This is a genomic window from Mycobacterium sp. Aquia_216 (assembly GCF_026723865.1).
Classification (GTDB): Bacteria; Actinomycetota; Actinomycetes; order Mycobacteriales; family Mycobacteriaceae; genus Mycobacterium.
Window position 1 is genome coordinate 1330418 of record NZ_CP113529.1, and the last position, 17159, is coordinate 1347576.

At 65.8% G+C, this 17159-nt stretch carries 19 protein-coding genes; 17 read left to right on the forward strand and 2 right to left on the reverse strand.

The genetic code is table 11. The annotated features are described in order from the left end of the window. The first annotated feature begins 1 nt into the window (after position 1). The 4 genes from mftD to mftG all read left to right on the forward strand — a co-directional run bounded on the left by mftD (position 2) and on the right by mftG (position 5072). Positions 2–1192: a pre-mycofactocin synthase MftD gene (gene mftD, locus OK015_RS06410; RefSeq protein WP_268130067.1), complete on the forward strand. Its 1191-nt coding sequence runs from the start codon at positions 2–4 to the stop codon at positions 1190–1192. Positions 1193–1412: 220 nt separating this feature from the next. Next, positions 1413–2144 (forward strand): mycofactocin biosynthesis peptidyl-dipeptidase MftE, encoded by a 732-nt coding sequence (gene mftE, locus OK015_RS06415; RefSeq protein WP_268130068.1) that lies wholly within the window; start codon positions 1413–1415, stop codon positions 2142–2144. Positions 2145–2217: 73 nt separating this feature from the next. Then, positions 2218–3630 (forward strand): mycofactocin biosynthesis glycosyltransferase MftF, encoded by a 1413-nt coding sequence (mftF, locus tag OK015_RS06420; protein ID WP_268130070.1) that lies wholly within the window; start codon positions 2218–2220, stop codon positions 3628–3630. Between the two features lie 8 nt (positions 3631–3638). Next, the gene (gene mftG, locus OK015_RS06425) at positions 3639–5072 is read left to right on the forward strand and encodes a mycofactocin dehydrogenase MftG (protein ID WP_268130072.1); all 1434 of its coding nucleotides are present in this window, start codon (positions 3639–3641) and stop codon (positions 5070–5072) included. Between the two features lie 18 nt (positions 5073–5090). Here mftG and OK015_RS06430 read toward each other — a convergent pair whose 3' ends face one another. Beyond that, positions 5091–6590, reverse strand: a complete 1500-nt coding sequence (locus tag OK015_RS06430; protein WP_326498521.1) for an MFS transporter — start codon at positions 6588–6590, stop codon at positions 5091–5093. Positions 6591–6878: 288 nt separating this feature from the next. On the opposite strand from OK015_RS06430, the gene OK015_RS06435 reads away from it, so the two are divergent. Beyond that, positions 6879–7436, forward strand: coding sequence for a TetR/AcrR family transcriptional regulator (locus tag OK015_RS06435; RefSeq protein ID WP_268132489.1), 558 nt, complete (start codon positions 6879–6881; stop codon positions 7434–7436). Here the strand turns inward: OK015_RS06435 and OK015_RS06440 are convergent. Beyond that, positions 7402–8652: a cytochrome P450 gene (locus OK015_RS06440; RefSeq protein WP_268130074.1), complete on the reverse strand. Its 1251-nt coding sequence runs from the start codon at positions 8650–8652 to the stop codon at positions 7402–7404. The genes OK015_RS06435 and OK015_RS06440 overlap by 35 nt on opposite strands. A 436-nt stretch (positions 8653–9088) precedes the next feature. On the opposite strand from OK015_RS06440, the gene rpsJ reads away from it, so the two are divergent. The 12 genes from rpsJ to OK015_RS06500 all read left to right on the forward strand — a co-directional run bounded on the left by rpsJ (position 9089) and on the right by OK015_RS06500 (position 17133). Next, positions 9089–9394 (forward strand): 30S ribosomal protein S10, encoded by a 306-nt coding sequence (gene rpsJ, locus OK015_RS06445; protein ID WP_003873519.1) that lies wholly within the window; start codon positions 9089–9091, stop codon positions 9392–9394. A gap of 15 nt (positions 9395–9409) precedes the next feature. After that, complete coding sequence (rplC, locus tag OK015_RS06450; protein ID WP_268130076.1) at positions 9410–10063, forward strand: 50S ribosomal protein L3; 654 nt, start codon at positions 9410–9412, stop codon at positions 10061–10063. After that, positions 10063–10731: a 50S ribosomal protein L4 gene (gene rplD / locus OK015_RS06455; RefSeq protein ID WP_268130078.1), complete on the forward strand. Its 669-nt coding sequence runs from the start codon at positions 10063–10065 to the stop codon at positions 10729–10731. The genes rplC and rplD overlap by 1 nt, the downstream gene beginning before the upstream one ends. After that, positions 10731–11033 (forward strand): 50S ribosomal protein L23, encoded by a 303-nt coding sequence (gene rplW / locus OK015_RS06460; protein WP_268130080.1) that lies wholly within the window; start codon positions 10731–10733, stop codon positions 11031–11033. The genes rplD and rplW overlap by 1 nt, the downstream gene beginning before the upstream one ends. Before the next feature lie 29 nt (positions 11034–11062). Continuing rightward, on the forward strand, positions 11063–11905 hold the full coding sequence (gene rplB / locus OK015_RS06465; RefSeq protein WP_268130082.1) for a 50S ribosomal protein L2: 843 nt from the start codon (positions 11063–11065) through the stop codon (positions 11903–11905). Between the two features lie 18 nt (positions 11906–11923). Beyond that, positions 11924–12205 (forward strand): 30S ribosomal protein S19, encoded by a 282-nt coding sequence (rpsS, locus tag OK015_RS06470; protein ID WP_025738376.1) that lies wholly within the window; start codon positions 11924–11926, stop codon positions 12203–12205. Then, positions 12202–12804 (forward strand): 50S ribosomal protein L22, encoded by a 603-nt coding sequence (rplV, locus tag OK015_RS06475; RefSeq protein ID WP_268130085.1) that lies wholly within the window; start codon positions 12202–12204, stop codon positions 12802–12804. Before rpsS ends, rplV begins: the two co-directional genes overlap by 4 nt. Next, a complete protein-coding gene (gene rpsC, locus OK015_RS06480; protein WP_268130087.1) occupies positions 12804–13634 on the forward strand; it encodes a 30S ribosomal protein S3 in 831 nt (276 codons plus the stop codon). The genes rplV and rpsC overlap by 1 nt, the downstream gene beginning before the upstream one ends. A gap of 3 nt (positions 13635–13637) precedes the next feature. Beyond that, positions 13638–14054 (forward strand): 50S ribosomal protein L16, encoded by a 417-nt coding sequence (rplP, locus tag OK015_RS06485; RefSeq protein WP_096284779.1) that lies wholly within the window; start codon positions 13638–13640, stop codon positions 14052–14054. Further along, positions 14054–14299 (forward strand): 50S ribosomal protein L29, encoded by a 246-nt coding sequence (rpmC, locus tag OK015_RS06490; protein WP_268130088.1) that lies wholly within the window; start codon positions 14054–14056, stop codon positions 14297–14299. The genes rplP and rpmC overlap by 1 nt, the downstream gene beginning before the upstream one ends. After that, complete coding sequence (gene rpsQ, locus OK015_RS06495; RefSeq protein WP_268130090.1) at positions 14299–14643, forward strand: 30S ribosomal protein S17; 345 nt, start codon at positions 14299–14301, stop codon at positions 14641–14643. The genes rpmC and rpsQ overlap by 1 nt, the downstream gene beginning before the upstream one ends. A 129-nt stretch (positions 14644–14772) precedes the next feature. After that, the gene (locus OK015_RS06500; protein ID WP_268130091.1) at positions 14773–17133 is read left to right on the forward strand and encodes an arylsulfatase; all 2361 of its coding nucleotides are present in this window, start codon (positions 14773–14775) and stop codon (positions 17131–17133) included. Positions 17134–17159 lie beyond the last annotated feature (26 nt).

Below are 17159 nucleotides of genomic sequence, written 5' to 3' on the forward strand. Positions count from 1 at the left end.
GATGGCCGACGAGTGGTTTGAAACCGTTGCCATCGCTCAGCAGCGCGCGAAGCGCCGCTTGCCGAAATCCGTTTATTCAGCCCTGGTTGCAGCCAGCGAAAAGGGAATTACGGTCGCCGACAACGTCGAAGCTTTTGGAGAGCTCGGGTTCGCGCCCCATGTCGTAGGTGCCCAGGAAAAGCGCGACTTGTCGACAACCGTTATGGGACAAGATATTTCCATGCCGGTACTGATTTCGCCGACCGGTGTTCAGGCGGTCGACCCGGATGGTGAGGTCGCCGTCGCGCGGGCTGCTGCGGCACGGGGAACGGCGATGGGTCTGTCCTCGTTCGCCAGCAAGCCGATCGAGGAAGTGATCGCCGCAAACTCCAAGCTGTTCTTCCAGGTGTACTGGCTGGGCGGCCGCGACGCGATCGCCGAGCGGGTGGAGCGAGCGCGTCAGGCCGGCGCGGTCGGTTTGATCGTCACCACCGACTGGTCTTTCTCACACGGGCGCGACTGGGGCAGCCCCAAGATTCCCGAAGCGATGAACCTGCGGACCATCCTGCGGTTGTCTCCCGAGGCGGCCTTCAAGCCACGCTGGCTATGGAAGTACGGCAAGACCCTGCGGCCACCGGACCTACGGGTGCCCAACCAGGCCCGCCGCGGCGAACTGGGCCCGCCCTTCTTCGCTGCCTACGGAGAGTGGATGGGCACACCTCCGCCGACCTGGGAAGACATCGCGTGGCTGCGTGAGCTGTGGGGCGGGCCGTTCATGCTCAAGGGCATCATGCGCGTCGATGATGCGAAAAGAGCTGTGGATACTGGTGTTTCGGCGATTTCGGTGTCGAACCACGGCGGCAACAACCTAGACGGGACGCCGGCGTCGATCCGCGCGCTGTCCCCGGTGGTGGCAGCGGTGGGCGAACAGGTCGAGGTGTTGCTGGACGGCGGCATCCGGCGCGGTAGCGACGTAGTGAAAGCCGTCGCGTTGGGGGCGCGGGCGGTGATGATCGGCCGTGCGTACTTGTGGGGCCTCGCCGCGAACGGTCAAGCCGGCGTCGAGAACGTGCTCGACGTCCTGCGCGGGGGTATCGACTCGGCGCTGATGGCGCTTGGGCATGCCTCGATCCACGACGTGGGCCCGGACGACATTCTGGTCCCGGACGGCTTCACCCGGGCACTCGGCGTGCCTGGGGTCGGGCGGCCTTAGCCGATCTCGTCGGCGCCCGACTGAATTCCGGGCAAGTCGGGCGGCTTTGCCCAGTATCACCGGCGAAATCGCGCGGATGTGGGATTGCCAGCGAAAATCGACGTGTGCGAAAATTGTGGTACGCGCGTGGCAACCGTGACGGACGAGCCGAGTTTCGGCCCTTCGATGAACAGCCCAGAAAAAAATTAACTTTGACCGCTCAACAATTGGTGCACGCCAGGTGAATTCGGCCTACCATCACCGAGTGCCCGTACTCGGCGAATTAGGAGCTGCGGCGTCGAGCCAGCTATTAGGCACCTCGCCGTCGGTGATGATCCCGCTGGGGTCGACGGAGCAACACGGTCCGCACCTTCCGTTGGACACCGACACCAGGATCGCGACGGCCGTCGCGAAGGGGGCCAGGGCAAGTCTCGAGCAGGCCTGGCTGGTGGCGCCGGCCATCGCCTACGGCGCCAGCGGTGAGCATCAGAGTTTCGCCGGAACGATCTCCATCGGCACCGAAGCCCTGACGTCGCTGCTGGTCGAGTACGGCAGGTCGGCCTGCTGCTGGGCCCAGCGCCTGGTGTTCGTCAACGGCCACGGCGGCAACACCGAGGCGTTGCGCCGCGCCGCGACCACACTTCGCAGCGAAGGCCGCGACATCGCCTGGTGTCCCTGCGCCACCGCCGGCGGCGACGCCCATGCCGGTCATACCGAAACATCGGTGTTGCTGCATATCTCGCCGTCCGATGTGTTGACTGACCGGTGGCTCGCCGGGAATCGGGCGCCGCTGCCCGAGTTGCTTCCGGCGATGCGCACCGGGGGAGTCGCGGCGGTAAGCGCGGCCGGCGTATTGGGGGACCCGACCACCGCGACCGCGGCCGAGGGCAAGCGCATCTTCTCCGAAATGGTCGACGGCTGTGTGCGCCGCATCGTGCGTTGGTCGCCGGGCCTCGACGGGATGCTGACATGAGTGCGCCGACGACGATGCAGAGCGATAGCGATGCGGTCCGGATACCACCCGTTCGCGGGGGAGAGCGGCGCATATGACGGCGCCCCGATTGCCGGACGGATTCGCCGTCCAGGTCGATCGCCGCGTGCGGGTGCTCGGCGACGGCTCGGCCCTGCTCGGCGGCTCACCGACCCGACTGCTCAAGCTGGCTCCCGCCGCCCAGGACATGCTCTCGGATGGCCGGCTGAAGGTTCGCGACGACGTCAGTGCCCAGCTGGCCCGTACCCTGCTGGACGCTACCGTCGCACATCCGCGACCCGCCGGCGGCCCGTCGCACCGTGACGTCACCATCGTAATCCCGGTGCGGGACAACATTTCTGGCGTACGACGCCTATTGAACTCGCTGCGCGGCCTGCGCGTGATCGTGGTGGACGACGCTTCGCTGTCGCCGATCGAGGCGGAAGACTTCGCCGGCATGCACTGTGACATCGAGGTGTTGCACCACCCGCGCAGCAAGGGTCCGGCGGCTGCGCGCAACACCGGACTGGCGGCGTGCACCACCGACTTCGTCGCGTTCATGGACTCCGACGTCGCACCGCGCCGTGGGTGGCTCGAGGCTCTCCTCGGTCATTTCTGCGACCCCACCGTCGCGCTGGTGGCGCCGCGCATCGTGGGCCTGGCCCACAGCGAGAACGTGGTGGCGCGGTATGAGGCGGTGCACTCCTCACTGGACCTCGGGCAGCGTGAGGCGCCGGTGTTGCCCCACAGCACGGTGTCCTACGTCCCGAGCGCGGCAATCATCTGCCGGCGCTCGGCCCTGCGCGAGGTCGGCGGCTTCGACGAGACCATGCAGTCCGGTGAAGATGTCGATCTGTGCTGGCGGCTGATCGAGGCGGGCGCCCGGTTGCGCTACGAGCCGATTGCTCTGGTCGCGCACGATCACCGCACACAACTGCGGGATTGGCTCGCGCGCAAGGCATTCTACGGTGGTTCCGCGGCTCCCCTGTCGGTGCGCCATCCCGACAAGACCGCTCCGGTGGTGATCTCGGGGTGGACGCTGATGGCGTGGATCCTGGTGGCGCTCGGGACAAGCGTGTCCCGGCTGGCCTCGATCGTGATCGCGATCCTGACCGGCCGGCGCATCGCCAAAGCCATGCGCAGCGCGGAGACCTCGTTTGCCGATGTCGTGGTGATCGCGGCGCGTGGTCTGTGGTCGGCGGCGCTGCAGCTGGCCTCGGCCATCTGCCGGCACTACTGGCCGGTGGCGTTGCTCGCGGCGATCGCGTCGCGCCACTGCCGACGGGTCATCGTGGTCGCGGCCGTAATGGACGGAGTGGTCGACTGGCTTCGCCGCCGGGACGCCACCGGCGACGAGGCCGAGCCGATCGGGCTGCTGACTTATCTGTTGCTCAAGCGCGTTGACGACCTGGCCTATGGCCTCGGGCTGTGGTGGGGCGTGGTGCGCGAACGCAACCTGCGCGCGCTCAAACCGCAGATCCGGAGCTAGCCGCCGCCTTGACCACCACGCACAGCGATGTGCTGATCGTCGGCGCCGGAAGTGCTGGATCGGTTGTTGCCGAACGTCTTTCCGCCGAACCCGGCTGCACGGTGACCGTCCTCGAGGCCGGGCCCGCGCTCGCCGATCCGGGGTTGCTGGCTCGAACCAGTAATGGGCTGCAGCTGCCGATCGGGGCCGGCAGTCCGCTGGTGCAACGCTATCAGGCCCGAATCACCGATCAGCCCGTTCGCGAGCTGCCGATCGTGCGGGGGGCGACGGTCGGGGGCTCGGGGGCGATCAATGGTGGATATTTCTGTCGCGGATTGCCACGCGACTTCGATCAGGCGGCGATACCGGGTTGGGCATGGACAGATGTGATCGACCATTTCCGGGCCATCGAGACCGATCTGGATTTCGCAGGTCCCGCTCACGGCGATAGCGGCCCGATTCTTGTTCGCCGGACGCACGAAATGACCGGCACCACTGAACGTTTCATCGCCGCCGCGCGGGGCGTGGGGTTTTCCTGGATTACCGACCTCAATGATTGCGGGCCCGAGCTGGTGCCGGGGGTCGGCGCCGTCCCGCTCAACATCGTCGACGGGGTGCGGATCGGGTCGGGCGCCGGGTATCTGCTTCCGGCGCTAAAGCGACCTAACCTGACATTGCTGTCGCAGACTCGGGCCGTGCAACTGCGGTTCGCCGGTACCGTCGCGGTGGGAGTGGACGCGGTGGCCCCGCAGGGCCCGCTGACACTCACGGCAGACCGAATCGTCTTGTGCGCCGGTGCTATTCAATCGGCGCATCTGCTGATGTTATCCGGCATCGGCGATGAGCTGATGTTGCGGGCGCTGGGCGTACCGGTGGTGGCACCGCTTCCGGTGGGGATGTTCTGCAGCGATCACCCCGAATGGGTGCTGCCCACCGACTGGACGGTGGCCACCGGCCGGCCCGTGCTGGAAGTGGTGCTCAACACCGCCGACGACATCGAGATCAGACCGTACACGGGTGGCTTCGTCGCGATGACCGGGGACGGCACGGCGGGTCATCCCGACTGGCCGCATCTCGGCGTCGCGCTGATGCAGCCGCGGGCACGCGGGCGCATCTCGTTGGTGTCGGCGGATTCGGCGGTGCCCCCACGGATCGAACATCGTTACGACAGCGAGCCCGAGGATGTCGCAGCGCTGCGCCGCGGCAGTGAGTTGGTGCGTGAACTTGCCAGTGCGGCAACATATGTCGGGCCACCAGCGTGGGCGACATCGCAGCACCTGTGTGCCAGCGCCCCGATGGGCGATGACGGAGACCCGCACGCGGTCGTCGACCCGCGCTGCCGGGTGCGTGGGATGGAAAACCTCTGGGTGATCGACGGCTCTGTCCTGCCCAGCATCACCAGCCGGGGACCGCACGCGACCATTGTGATGCTCGGGCACCGCGCGGCGGAATTCGTCCGCTGAGCTGCCGCGCCGATCCGGTTAGCTTCGTGGCTGAATCGCGGTTCGGGACAGGAGCCGGCGTACCGGGCGTAGCTGTTTGCCATCCCGTCCGGGAGCCCACAACCCGATCAGGACCGAAATCACGGCGACGATCACGGCCATCACGATCGTGGACGCGTGCATGGACACCAGGAATGCAGTCTTGCTCAGCTCGGCGAGTTTGGCTCCTTGCGGCCCGAGCTGGCCGGCCACCTCGACGGCCTTGGCGAGGGAGTCGGTAGCCGGGCCGCGCACTGCCGGGGGGAAGCTCGCCAACTGTGGCGCCAGCTCGTGGGAATAGCGTCCGGCCAGGATCGAACCGGCCACGGCGATGCCCAACGCCCCGCCCATCTCTCGTGAGGTGTCGTTCACCGCGGACGCCACGCCCTGCTTTTCGTCGGGAACCGCACCCATGATCGCCGAAGTCGTTGGTGCCGTGCAGATTCCGATACCGGTGGCCAGAATCAACGTCGGCCAGGCGAATTGTGCGTAACTTGACTGCAGGTCCAGTCCGTACATGCACGCGAAGCCAACCGCCATCAGCAGGGTGCCGATGAACAGCACCAGCCGCAGCCCGAGCTTCGGCACATACCAAAAGGACAGCGCCGAGAAGATGCCCAACGGAATCATGAAGGGGCCAAACGCGATTGCCGTTGTCAACGGCGAATAGCCCATGATCTGCTGCACGTACTGCATGCCGATGTAGAAGAACCCGAACGTCGCGCCGAATAGGACCACGATCGCTGCCACTCCAGTGGCGAAATTGGGGTCGGCGAATAGTCGTACGTCGAGAAGGGGGTGCTGCCGCCTGAATTCGACGACGCCGAACAGCGCCGCGATGATCGCCCCCGCGACAATGCCGCCCCACACCAGCGGGTCATCCCAGCCCCGATCAGGGGCTTCCAGGATGGCGGCCACCGCAATCGCGACGGCGGCTCCGATCAGCACCGCACCCAGCGAATCGATGCGGGGAGCGGAGTTGTCGCGTGACGGTGAGACGGTGCACGCCAGGGCGAAGATCACCAGCCCGGCGATGCCCAGTGACCAGAAAATCGCGTGCCAATCCCAAAAGCGAAGCAGCAGGCCGGAACCGATCAGGCCGAAGACCCCGCCGGATCCGGCCGTACCGGCCCAGATGCCGACGGCTTTCATCCGATCGTCTTTCGGGTAGGCCACCGTCAGCAGCGACAGCGTCGCGGGCATGACGAAGGCCGCGCCGACACCGGCCACCGCCCGCCCCGCGATGATCTGCGGGGGACTGTGCAAGATCGCCGGCGCCACCGAGCCGAGCGCGAACACCACCAAACCGGTCAGTAGCGCACCGCGCCTGCCGTAGCGATCACCGATCGCTCCGGCGGGCAGCAGTAGACAGGCGAGAGCCACGGTGTAACCGTCGACGACCCAGTTCAGCTGCGACTGTGTTGCGGAGGTCGCCACCGCGAGGTCACCCAAAGCGGTGTTCAGTGCCGTCATCGATGCGACGACCAGGGCGACCCCCATGCACGCGACCGCGAGTGTCCAGGCTCGCGCACGAGGGCTACCGCCAATGCTCACCGCATCAGTACGCTGGTCAGGCTGGAGCAGGACGTCGACCATGAGATGCGCCTCCCTTCGGGGGCGTGCGAAGTTCCGAGACCAATGGTCTCGTAGATAGACCGATAGTCTTGTTTCTAAACAGGGAGGTGAGTCACAATCACCGAGGGAAGTACGGACCCCCGGCCGGCACGGTCGCGGGCTCGTTTGCTGGAAGCCGCCGCGGCGCTGCTGCGCTCCGGAGGTCCCAGTGCGGTGACGGTGGAAGCGGTCACCCGCACCGCCAACGTAGCGAGAGCGACCCTGTATCGCCACTTTCCGAGTGGAAATGATTTGCTGGCCGCGGCATTCAACAGCCTGATACCGCCTTCCCCGACGCCACCCGACGAGGGCTCGCTGCGGGATCGGCTGGTCGCCCTGGTGCTCGCCCAAGCCGAATCGGTGGCCCAAGCGCCCGCGGTCATGACGGCCATGTCCTGGTTGGCGTTGGGGCGCGACTTGGAGGGTTTGCCAGAACCTCACCACGCCAGCTCCGACAGCCCGGCGATCACCACGCTTCGCGAACGCATCGCCCAGCAGTACGCGGCGCCGTTCGACGCTTTATTCGATAGTCCGGAGGCGGCGGAACTGGGGGAGGTGGACCGATCCCGGGCCATCGCCCTGCTGATCGGCCCGCTGGTGCTGGGGCGGCTGTCGACGTTGCCGGATTTCGACTATCGGGAGTGTGCGCTCGCGGCGGTCGACGGTTTCCTGCACGTGCAGCGTGCCCAGGGCAGGGTTAACGCAGCGAATATCGAATCGGCAGGTGCTTGAGCCCGCCGACGAACGTGGTGGCGATCAGTTCCGGTTCTCCGGCCAGTTCAATGGATTTCAGCCGTGGCAGCAGTTCGGCGAAAAGGGCGTTCAGCTCCATGCGGGCCAGGGCCGCGCCCAGGCAGAAGTGCACGCCGTAGCCGAATGCCAAGTGCTTGTTCGGATCCCGGCCGACGTCGAAGCGGAACGGATCGTCGAATACCTCCTCGTCACGGTTGGCCGATACGTATGACAAGTAGACCGATTCGCCCTTGGCGATCGGCACGCCGCGAATCGTGGTGTCCTCGACCGCGGTGCGCATGAATTCCTTGACCGGCGTGACCCAGCGGATCATTTCTTCGGCGGCGCTCGGCATCAGTCTCAGGTCGTCGGTCAATCGCTTGCGCTGATCCGGGTTTTCGATCAGCGCCCGCAGACCGCCGGCGATCGTCGAGCTGGTGGTGTCATGGCCGGCAGTGGCGACGATGACGTAGTAGGACGCGGCGTCGACGTCGGACAGTGGCTTGCCGTCGACCGTGGCGTTGGCGATCGCCGAGGCTAGGTCGTCGGTGGGCTGTTCGCGCCGCGACGCGGTAAGTGCGGTGAAATAGTCGAACAAATCCAGCACCACCTCGAGCTGCTGCACGGGTGTGGTGCCCCGGCGACGTTCGGCGTCGCTGCTGCCGAAGAGCTCCCGGGTCAGGGTGAGTAGGCGCGGAAAGTCCGATTCGGGCAGGCCGAGCAGCGACAGGATCACATACAGCGGGTAGTCCGCGGCGATTTCTTGGACGAAGTCGCATTCGTTGCCCGCGACCATCATCATGTCGACATACATCTTGGCCAGCTCGTCGACGCGAGCCTTCAGCGCTCGCATCGCCTTGGGCCGAAACCAGTCCGCACCAATGGCGCGCAACGCCCGGTGTTCGGCGCCGTCCATGTGGACCAGCGTGCGCAGCCCCACCCCGGCGTCCATCCGGGCGCGGGTAAGAGCGTCGGTCTCCGCGGGGAGAAGCACCGCCCTGGGTTCATTGAGGAACAGCTCGTTGGACCGCTCGATGTGCATGACGTCGGCGTGCTTGGTGATCGCCCAGAACGGTAGGTAGGGCGCGCAGTCGACCAGGGACACCGGCGCGTGGCTGCGTAAGTGGCTCAGCGCCGCATGTAATCGGGGCTCGTCGGTGTAGGCGATGGGGTCGGCGAGCACGTTGGCCGCCGCATCCGCAATCGGTGTGCTCATTGCCCCCCTCGCACCGGATTTGCTCCCTCATCCGACGGTAAGTGCGGGGTGACCGCCGGCGAAGGACCGCTGTCCTTCCACCTATTCGAAAACGCCTATCTGACCTGGTCGCGCGATTTGAGCCGGGATTTGGCCGTAGCCATGATCTAGGGCATACTGTTCGGGTTGCCTTGAGCCGGGTTCGCGCTTGGCCGGGCATACGACCAGCGCCCAAACGGGCGCGTCCGGTCCCATCCTTGTTGGCGACGAATTTTGGCCGCGGATGAGGCTGCGTGCGGGTGACACACCCGACCGCGGGGGCCGGTGGACCACGACAGGTAAACAGCGGCGCATTAACCGGCGCGACGCTCGATCGGCCTTCAGACGGCCGAGTCGAAGCGCGCCGGGGGCACCAGGCCCGAATACGGGTCTCAAGAGGAGTGAGGGTAGGAGAAGCGTGGCGGGACAGAAGATCCGCATCAGGCTTAAGGCCTACGACCATGAGGCTATTGACGCCTCGGCGCGCAAGATCGTCGAGACCGTCGTCCGTACGGGTGCCAGCGTCGTAGGGCCGGTGCCGCTGCCGACCGAGAAAAACGTGTATTGCGTCATCCGCTCCCCGCATAAGTACAAGGACTCGCGGGAGCACTTCGAGATGCGCACCCACAAGCGGTTGATCGACATTCTTGATCCGACGCCGAAGACCGTTGACGCGCTGATGCGCATCGATCTTCCGGCCAGTGTCGACGTCAACATCCAGTAGGGGATCGGCGAACTCATGGCAAGAAAAGGCATTCTGGGTACCAAGCTGGGCATGACGCAGGTGTTCGACGAGAACAACCGGGTCGTGCCGGTGACGGTGGTCAAGGCGGGGCCCAACGTGGTGACACGCATCCGCACCCCGGAACTCGACGGCTATAGCGCCGTGCAGTTGGCCTACGGCGAGATCAGCCCACGCAAAGTCACCAAGCCCGTCACGGGCCAGTACACCGCCGCGGGCGTGAACCCGCGCCGGCACCTGGCCGAGCTGCGTCTGGACAACCCCGAGGCGGCGGCCGAATACGAGGTCGGTCAGGAGCTGACGGCCGAGATCTTCGCCGACGGCGCCTATGTCGACGTGACCGGTACCTCCAAGGGCAAGGGTTTCGCCGGCACCATGAAGCGCCACGGCTTCCGCGGCCAGGGCGCCAGCCACGGTGCCCAGGCGGTGCACCGCCGTCCGGGTTCCATCGGCGGCTGTGCCACTCCCGCGCGCGTCTTCAAGGGCACGCGGATGGCGGGCCGGATGGGTAGCGACCGGGTGACCGTGCAGAACCTGGTGGTGCACAAGGTCGATGCCGAGAATGGCGTGCTGTTGATCAAGGGTGCGGTTCCCGGCCGTACCGGCGGACTCGTTGTGGTTCGCACCGCGATCAAACGAGGTGAGAAGTAATGGCAGCGGTAAAGATTGACGTCAAGACGCCGGACGGAAAGGTCGACGGCTCTATCGAGCTGCCCGCCGAGCTGTTCGACGCACCGGCCAATATCGCGTTGATGCACCAGGTGGTCACCGCGCAGCGGGCGGCGGCCCGCCAGGGCACGCACTCGACCAAGACGCGCGGCGAGGTCAGTGGTGGTGGCCGTAAGCCTTACCGGCAGAAGGGCACCGGACGCGCGCGGCAGGGTTCGACCCGCGCCCCGCAGTTCACCGGCGGTGGTGTCGTGCACGGCCCCAAGCCGCGCGACTACAGCCAGCGCACGCCGAAGAAGATGATCGCGGCGGCACTGCGAGGGGCGCTCTCCGACCGGGCACGCAACGGCCGCATCCACGCGATCACCGAGCTGGTGTCGGGTCAGACTCCGTCTACCAAGAGCGCCAAGGCATTTCTGAACACGCTGACCGATCGCAAGCAGGTGCTGGTCGTCATCGGCCACACCGACGAGGCCGGCGCCAAGAGCGTGCGCAACCTGCCCGGTGTGCACATCCTGTCGCCGGGTCAACTCAACACCTATGACGTGCTGCGCTCCGACGACGTGGTGTTCAGCGTCGAGGCGCTCAACGCCTATATCGCGGCAGCGACGGGAACCGCAGACAACAATGATGTGGAGGTTTCGGCCTGATGGCGACCGTCACTGACCCACGCGACATCATCCTGGCTCCGGTTATCTCGGAGAAGTCGTACGCACTGCTCGACGACAACGTGTACACCTTCGTGGTCCACCCCGATTCGAACAAGACGCAGATCAAGATCGCTATCGAGAAGATCTTCTCCGTCAAGGTCGCATCGGTGAACACCGCGAACCGGCAGGGCAAGCGCAAGCGCACCCGGACGGGATTTGGCAAGCGCAAGAGCACCAAGCGCGCGATTGTCACCCTGGCCGCGGGCAGCAAGCCGATTGACCTGTTCGGAGCACCGGCCTAGCCGCGCGCGAGAGAAAGACCTGATAAGACATGGCAATTCGCAAATACAAGCCGACGACCCCGGGTCGTCGCGGCTCAAGCGTGTCCGACTTCGCCGAGATCACTCGGACGGAGCCGGAAAAGTCGTTGGTGCGCCCGCTGCACGGTCACGGCGGACGCAACGCACACGGGCGCATCACCACTCGCCACAAGGGTGGTGGACACAAGCGCGCCTACCGGGTGATCGACTTCCGGCGCAACGACAAAGACGGCGTCAACGCCAAGGTCGCGCAGATCGAGTACGACCCCAACCGCACCGCGAATATCGCGCTGCTTCACTTTCTGGATGGCGAGAAGCGCTACATCGTTGCACCGCAAGGACTTCGACAGGGCGATGTGGTGGAGTCGGGTGCTAATGCCGACATCAAGCCCGGTAACAACCTGCCGCTGCGCAACATCCCGGCCGGTACGTTGGTCCACGCCGTGGAGCTGCGTCCGGGCGGTGGCGCCAAGCTGGCGCGTTCTGCCGGGTCGAGCATTCAGTTGCTCGGTAAAGAGGGCACCTACGCGTCGCTGCGTATGCCCAGTGGTGAGATTCGCCGTGTCGACGTGCGCTGCCGCGCCACCGTCGGCGAGGTGGGCAACGCCGAGCAGGCGAACATCAACTGGGGCAAGGCCGGTCGCATGCGCTGGAAGGGCAAGCGTCCGACCGTCCGGGGTGTCGTGATGAACCCGGTGGACCACCCGCACGGTGGTGGCGAGGGTAAGACCTCCGGTGGTCGCCACCCGGTCAGCCCGTGGGGTAAGCCCGAGGGCCGCACCCGGCAGCCGAACAAGGCCAGTAACAAGCTCATCGTCCGACGCCGGCGCACCGGCAAGAAGCACGGTCGCTAGGAAGTCGAGGAGTAAGACATGCCACGCAGCCTGAAAAAGGGTCCGTTCGTCGACGACCACCTGCTCAAGAAGGTGGACGTGCAGAACGAGAAGAACAGCAAGCAGGTCATCAAGACCTGGTCGCGTCGTTCGACGATCATCCCGGACTTCATCGGCCACACCTTTGCGGTGCACGACGGCCGCAAGCACGTCCCGGTCTTCGTCACCGAGGCGATGGTCGGCCACAAGCTCGGTGAGTTCGCGCCGACGCGTACCTTCAAGGGCCACATCAAGGACGACCGAAAGGCCAAGCGCCGATGAGCACCACGACGACGGAATACCCGTCGGCCTTCCCATCGGCAACAGCCAAAGCACGGTTTGTGCGGGTATCGCCGACAAAAGCGCGCCGGGTGATCGACTTGGTGCGCGGCAAGTCGGTGGCCGACGCGCTCGACATCTTGCGCTGGGCGCCGCAGGCCGCCAGTGAGCCGGTCGCCAAGGTGATCGCCAGCGCTGCGGCCAACGCGCAGAACAATGACGGCCTGGACCCGGCGACCCTGGTGGTCGCCACGGTCTTCGCCGACGAGGGCCCCACCGCCAAGCGCATCCGTCCGCGCGCCCAGGGTCGTGCGTTCCGGATCCGCCGGCGTACCAGCCACATCACCGTTGTCCTGGAAAGCCGCCCGAGCAAGGACCAGCAGTCGGCGAAGTCGTCGCGGACCCGTCGCGCCGAGGGCAGCAAGGCCGCCGCGAAGGCTGGACCCGGTTCCGAGGCCAAGAAGGCTCCCGCCAACAAGGCGCCGGCGAAGAATGCGCCCGCCAAGAAGGCTGCGGCGAAATCGGCTGAGGCTAAGGCAGAAACTGCTCAAGCTGCCAAGGCAACGTCTGAGACTTCTGACGCGAAGGGAGGCTCAGACTAGTGGGCCAGAAGATCAATCCGCATGGCTTCCGGCTGGGGATTACCACGGACTGGAAGTCCCGTTGGTACGCCGACAAGCAGTACGCCGACTACGTCAAGGAAGACGTCGCGATCCGCCGGCTGCTGTCCACCGGTCTGGAGCGCGCCGGCATCGCCGACGTGGAGATCGAGCGCACCCGCGACCGGGTCCGTGTCGACATCCATACCGCGCGTCCCGGGATCGTCATCGGGCGCCGCGGCACCGAGGCCGACCGCATCCGCGCCGATCTGGAGAAGCTGACCAAGAAGCAGGTCCAGCTCAACATCCTCGAGGTGAAAAACCCGGAGTCGCAAGCACAATTGGTGGCGCAGGGCGTTGCCGAGCAGCTGAGCAACCGGGTGGCGTTCCGTCGCGCGATGCGCAAGGCGATCCAGTCGGCGATGCGGCAGCCCAACGTCAAGGGCATCCGGGTGCAGTGCTCGGGCCGCCTTGGTGGCGCCGAGATGAGCCGCTCGGAGTTCTACCGCGAGGGCCGCGTGCCGCTGCACACCCTGCGTGCCGACATCGACTATGGCCTGTACGAGGCCAAGACCACCTTCGGCCGGATCGGTGTGAAGGTGTGGATCTACAAGGGCGACATCGTCGGCGGCAAGCGCGAGTTGGCCGCCGCCGCACCGGCGGGCGCCGACCGTCCGCGCCGCGAACGGCCGTCGGGCACCCGCCCGCGCCGCAGTGGCGCATCGGGTACCACGGCCACCAGCACTGAGGCTGGACGGGCAGCTGGAGCGGAGGAAAGCGCCGCCCCGGCGGAGGCGGCGCCTGCCCCCGAACCGCAGAGCACGGAGAGCTGAATCATGTTGATTCCCCGCAGAGTTAAGCACCGCAAGCAACACCATCCTCGCCAGCGCGGCATCGCCAGCGGTGGCACGGAGGTGAACTTCGGCGACTTCGGGATCCAGGCCCTCGAGCACGCCTACGTCACCAACCGGCAGATCGAGTCCGCGCGTATCGCGATCAACCGGCATATCAAGCGTGGCGGCAAGGTGTGGATCAACGTCTTCCCCGACCGCCCGCTGACCAAGAAGCCCGCGGAAACCCGGATGGGTTCCGGTAAGGGCTCGCCGGAGTGGTGGGTGGTCAACGTCAAGCCGGGCCGGGTGCTGTTCGAGCTCAGCTACCCCAACGAGCAGACCGCCCGGGAGGCGCTCACCCGGGCAATCCACAAGTTGCCGATCAAGGCACGCATCATCACCCGAGAGGATCAGTTCTGATGGCAGTGGGTATTTCGCCTGGCGAACTGCGCGAGCTCACCGATGATGAGCTGACCGACCGCCTGCGCGAGTCCAAGGAGGAGCTGTTCAACCTCCGCTTCCAGATGGCGACGGGACAGCTCAACAACAACCGCCGGCTGCGCACGGTGCGTTCGGAAATCGCCCGTGTGTACACGGTGCTGCGTGAACGAGAGCTGGGCCTGGCCAGTGGTCCTGACGGGTCCGACGGAAATAAGGAATCGTAATGGCAGAAGCTAAGGCCGACCCCAAGCAAGCCGCCGCAAAGGATGGCGCTTCTAAAGAGAAGGGCCCCCAGCACACTCCGGCTACACCGAAGCCGCGTGGCCGTCGCAAGACGCGCATCGGCTACGTGGTGAGCGACAAGATGCAGAAGACCATCGTGGTCGAGCTGGAAGACCGTATGCGTCACGCGCTGTACGGCAAGATCATCCGGACGACCAAGAAGGTCAAGGCGCACGACGAGGACAGCGTCGCCGGCGTCGGCGACCGAGTGTCGTTGATGGAGACGCGCCCGACGTCGGCCACCAAGCGGTGGCGTCTCGTCGAGGTGCTGGAGAAGGCCAAGTAGCTCCCCGCTGACATCGAAACGCCCGGGACCCGACGGTCTCGGGCGTTTTGCTTTGCCGAGCTGGGTGCACCGGGGCAGCGCCACGGCGAAATATGGTCGGGATTTTCGCCGCAGCGTTACGCTCGGCGCATGTCTCCTGACTCCCGAGCGTTTCAAGGCAAGATCGAGCTGGACATTCGCGATTCGGAGCCGGACTGGGGGCCGTACGCTGCGCCGACCGCGCCGGAGAACTCGCCGAACGTCCTGTATCTGGTTTGGGACGACACCGGCATCGCGACCTGGGACTGCTTCGGCGGACTGGTTGAGATGCCCGCGATGTCGCGGATTGCCGAACGCGGGGTCCGGCTCTCGCAATTCCACACCACCGCACTGTGCTCACCGACCCGGGCGTCGCTGCTGACGGGTCGCAACGCCACCACCGTGGGCATGGCCACCATCGAAGAATTCACCGACGGTTTCCCGAACTGCAACGGCCGGATCCCGACCGACACCGCGCTGGTTTCCGAGGTGCTCGCCGAACGTGGCTACAACACTTACTGTGTCGGCAAGTGGCACCTCACGCCGCTCGAAGAGTGCAGCATGGCCTCGACGAAACGGCACTGGCCGACCTCACGCGGCTTCGAGCGATTCTACGGATTCATGGGCGGCGAGACCGACCAGTGGTACCCCGACCTGGTCTACGACAACCACCCGGTGAACCCGCCCGGCACCCCAGACGACGGCTACCACCTGTCCAAGGACATCGCCGACAAGACAATCGAATTCATCCGCGATGCCAAGGTGATTGCGCCCGACAAGCCGTGGTTTTCCTACGTGTGCCCGGGCGCCGGGCACGCGCCGCATCACGTCTTCAAAGAATGGGCCGACAAGTACGCCGGCAAGTTCGACATGGGCTACGAACGCTACCGCGAGGTCGTGCTGGACCAGCAGAAGGCGATCGGGATCGTGCCACCGGACACCGAACTGTCCCCGGTCAATCCCTATCTGGATGTCAAGGGGCCCAACGGCGAGGCGTGGCCGCTGCAGGACACGGTCCGGCCCTGGGACTCGCTCAATGACGAAGAGAAGACGCTGTTTTCGCGGATGGCGGAGGTGTTCGCCGGCTTCCTGAGCTATACCGACGCCCAGATCGGCCGCATCCTGGATTATCTCGAGGAATCCGGCCAGCTGGACAACACGATCATCGTGGTGATCTCCGACAACGGCGCCAGCGGCGAGGGCGGTCCGAACGGATCGGTGAACGAGGGCAAGTTCTTCAACGGGTACATCGACACCGTCGAAGAGAGCATGAAGCTCTTCGACCACCTGGGCGGACCGGAGACCTACAACCACTACCCGATCGGCTGGGCGATGGCCTTCAACACGCCCTACAAGCTTTACAAGCGCTACGCCTCGCATGAGGGCGGTATCGCCGATTCGGCAATCATCTCCTGGCCCAACGGGATTGCGGCGCGCGGCGAGGTCCGCGACAACTACGTCAACGTTGCCGACATCACCCCGACGGTCTATGACCTGCTGAACATGGCAGCACCTGACGCGGTGAAGGGCATTGCGCAGAAGCCGCTTGACGGCGTGAGTTTCAAAGCGGCTCTTGCAGATTCGAAGGCCAATACCGGAAAGCGGACGCAGTTCTACACGATGCTGGGCACCCGTGGGATCTGGCACGACGGCTGGTTCGCCAACAGCGTGCACGCCGCCACACCGGCGGGATGGTCGCACTTCGATGCCGATCAATGGGAGTTGTTCCACATCGAGGCCGACCGCAGCCAGTGCCACGACCTGGCCGCCGAGCATCCCGAGAAGCTGGAAGAGCTCAAGGCGCTGTGGTTTTCCGAGGCTGCCAAGTACAACGGCCTGCCGCTGGCGGACCTGAACCTGATGGAAACGTTGACCCGCTTCCGGCCCTACCTGGCCGGCGAGCGGGCCAGCTACACCTATTACCCAGACTGCGCGGACGTCGGCATCGGCGCCGCCGCCGAAATCCGTGGCCGCTCGTTCGGCGTGCTGGCCGACGCGACCGTGGATACCACCGGCGCCGAGGGGGTGTTGTTCAAGCAGGGTGGTGCCCACGGCGGGCACGTGCTGTTCATCCAGGACGGACGCCTGCACTACGTCTACAACTTCCTGGGCGAGCGCCAGCAGCTGGTGTCCTCCTCGGACGCGGTGCCGTTGGGCAGACACTTGCTCGGCGCCAGCTACGCGCGGACCGGGACGCTGCCGAACAGCCACACGCCGGTGGGTGGCGTCACCCTGTTCATCGACGACGATGTGGTCGGCACGCTCTCGGAGGTGATCACCCACCCGGGAACCTTCGGCTTGGCGGGTGCCGGCATCACCGTCGGCCGAAACGGAGGTTCCGGCGTATCCAGCCGGTACAAGGCGCCGTTCACTTTCACCGGCGGAACGATCGCCGCGGTCACTATCGACTTGTCCGGACGTCCCTACAGAGACGTGGAATCTGAACTTGCACTTGCATTTTCGCGCGACTGAACGCTCACGACGAGCCATATCCGTCC

Bases quoted from the DNA above. Each gene is read 5' to 3' on its own strand.
- rpmC (WP_268130088.1), top strand. From the start codon at position 14,054: ATGGCAGTGGGTATTTCGCCTGGCGAACTGCGCGAGCTCACCGATGAT.
- rplD (WP_268130078.1), top strand. From the start codon at position 10,063: ATGGCAGCGGTAAAGATTGACGTCAAGACGCCGGACGGAAAGGTCGAC.
- mftF (WP_268130070.1), top strand. From the start codon at position 2,218: ATGACGGCGCCCCGATTGCCGGACGGATTCGCCGTCCAGGTCGATCGC.
- rplW (WP_268130080.1), top strand. From the start codon at position 10,731: ATGGCGACCGTCACTGACCCACGCGACATCATCCTGGCTCCGGTTATC.
- OK015_RS06440 (WP_268130074.1), bottom strand. From the start codon at position 8,652: ATGAGCACACCGATTGCGGATGCGGCGGCCAACGTGCTCGCCGACCCC.
- OK015_RS06500 (WP_268130091.1), top strand. From the start codon at position 14,773: ATGTCTCCTGACTCCCGAGCGTTTCAAGGCAAGATCGAGCTGGACATT.
- rpsS (WP_025738376.1), top strand. From the start codon at position 11,924: ATGCCACGCAGCCTGAAAAAGGGTCCGTTCGTCGACGACCACCTGCTC.
- rplV (WP_268130085.1), top strand. From the start codon at position 12,202: ATGAGCACCACGACGACGGAATACCCGTCGGCCTTCCCATCGGCAACA.
- rplC (WP_268130076.1), top strand. From the start codon at position 9,410: ATGGCAAGAAAAGGCATTCTGGGTACCAAGCTGGGCATGACGCAGGTG.
- mftD (WP_268130067.1), top strand. From the start codon at position 2: ATGGCCGACGAGTGGTTTGAAACCGTTGCCATCGCTCAGCAGCGCGCG.
- OK015_RS06430 (WP_326498521.1), bottom strand. From the start codon at position 6,590: ATGGGGGTCGCCCTGGTCGTCGCATCGATGACGGCACTGAACACCGCT.
- rpsQ (WP_268130090.1), top strand. From the start codon at position 14,299: ATGGCAGAAGCTAAGGCCGACCCCAAGCAAGCCGCCGCAAAGGATGGC.
- rplB (WP_268130082.1), top strand. From the start codon at position 11,063: ATGGCAATTCGCAAATACAAGCCGACGACCCCGGGTCGTCGCGGCTCA.
- rplP (WP_096284779.1), top strand. From the start codon at position 13,638: ATGTTGATTCCCCGCAGAGTTAAGCACCGCAAGCAACACCATCCTCGC.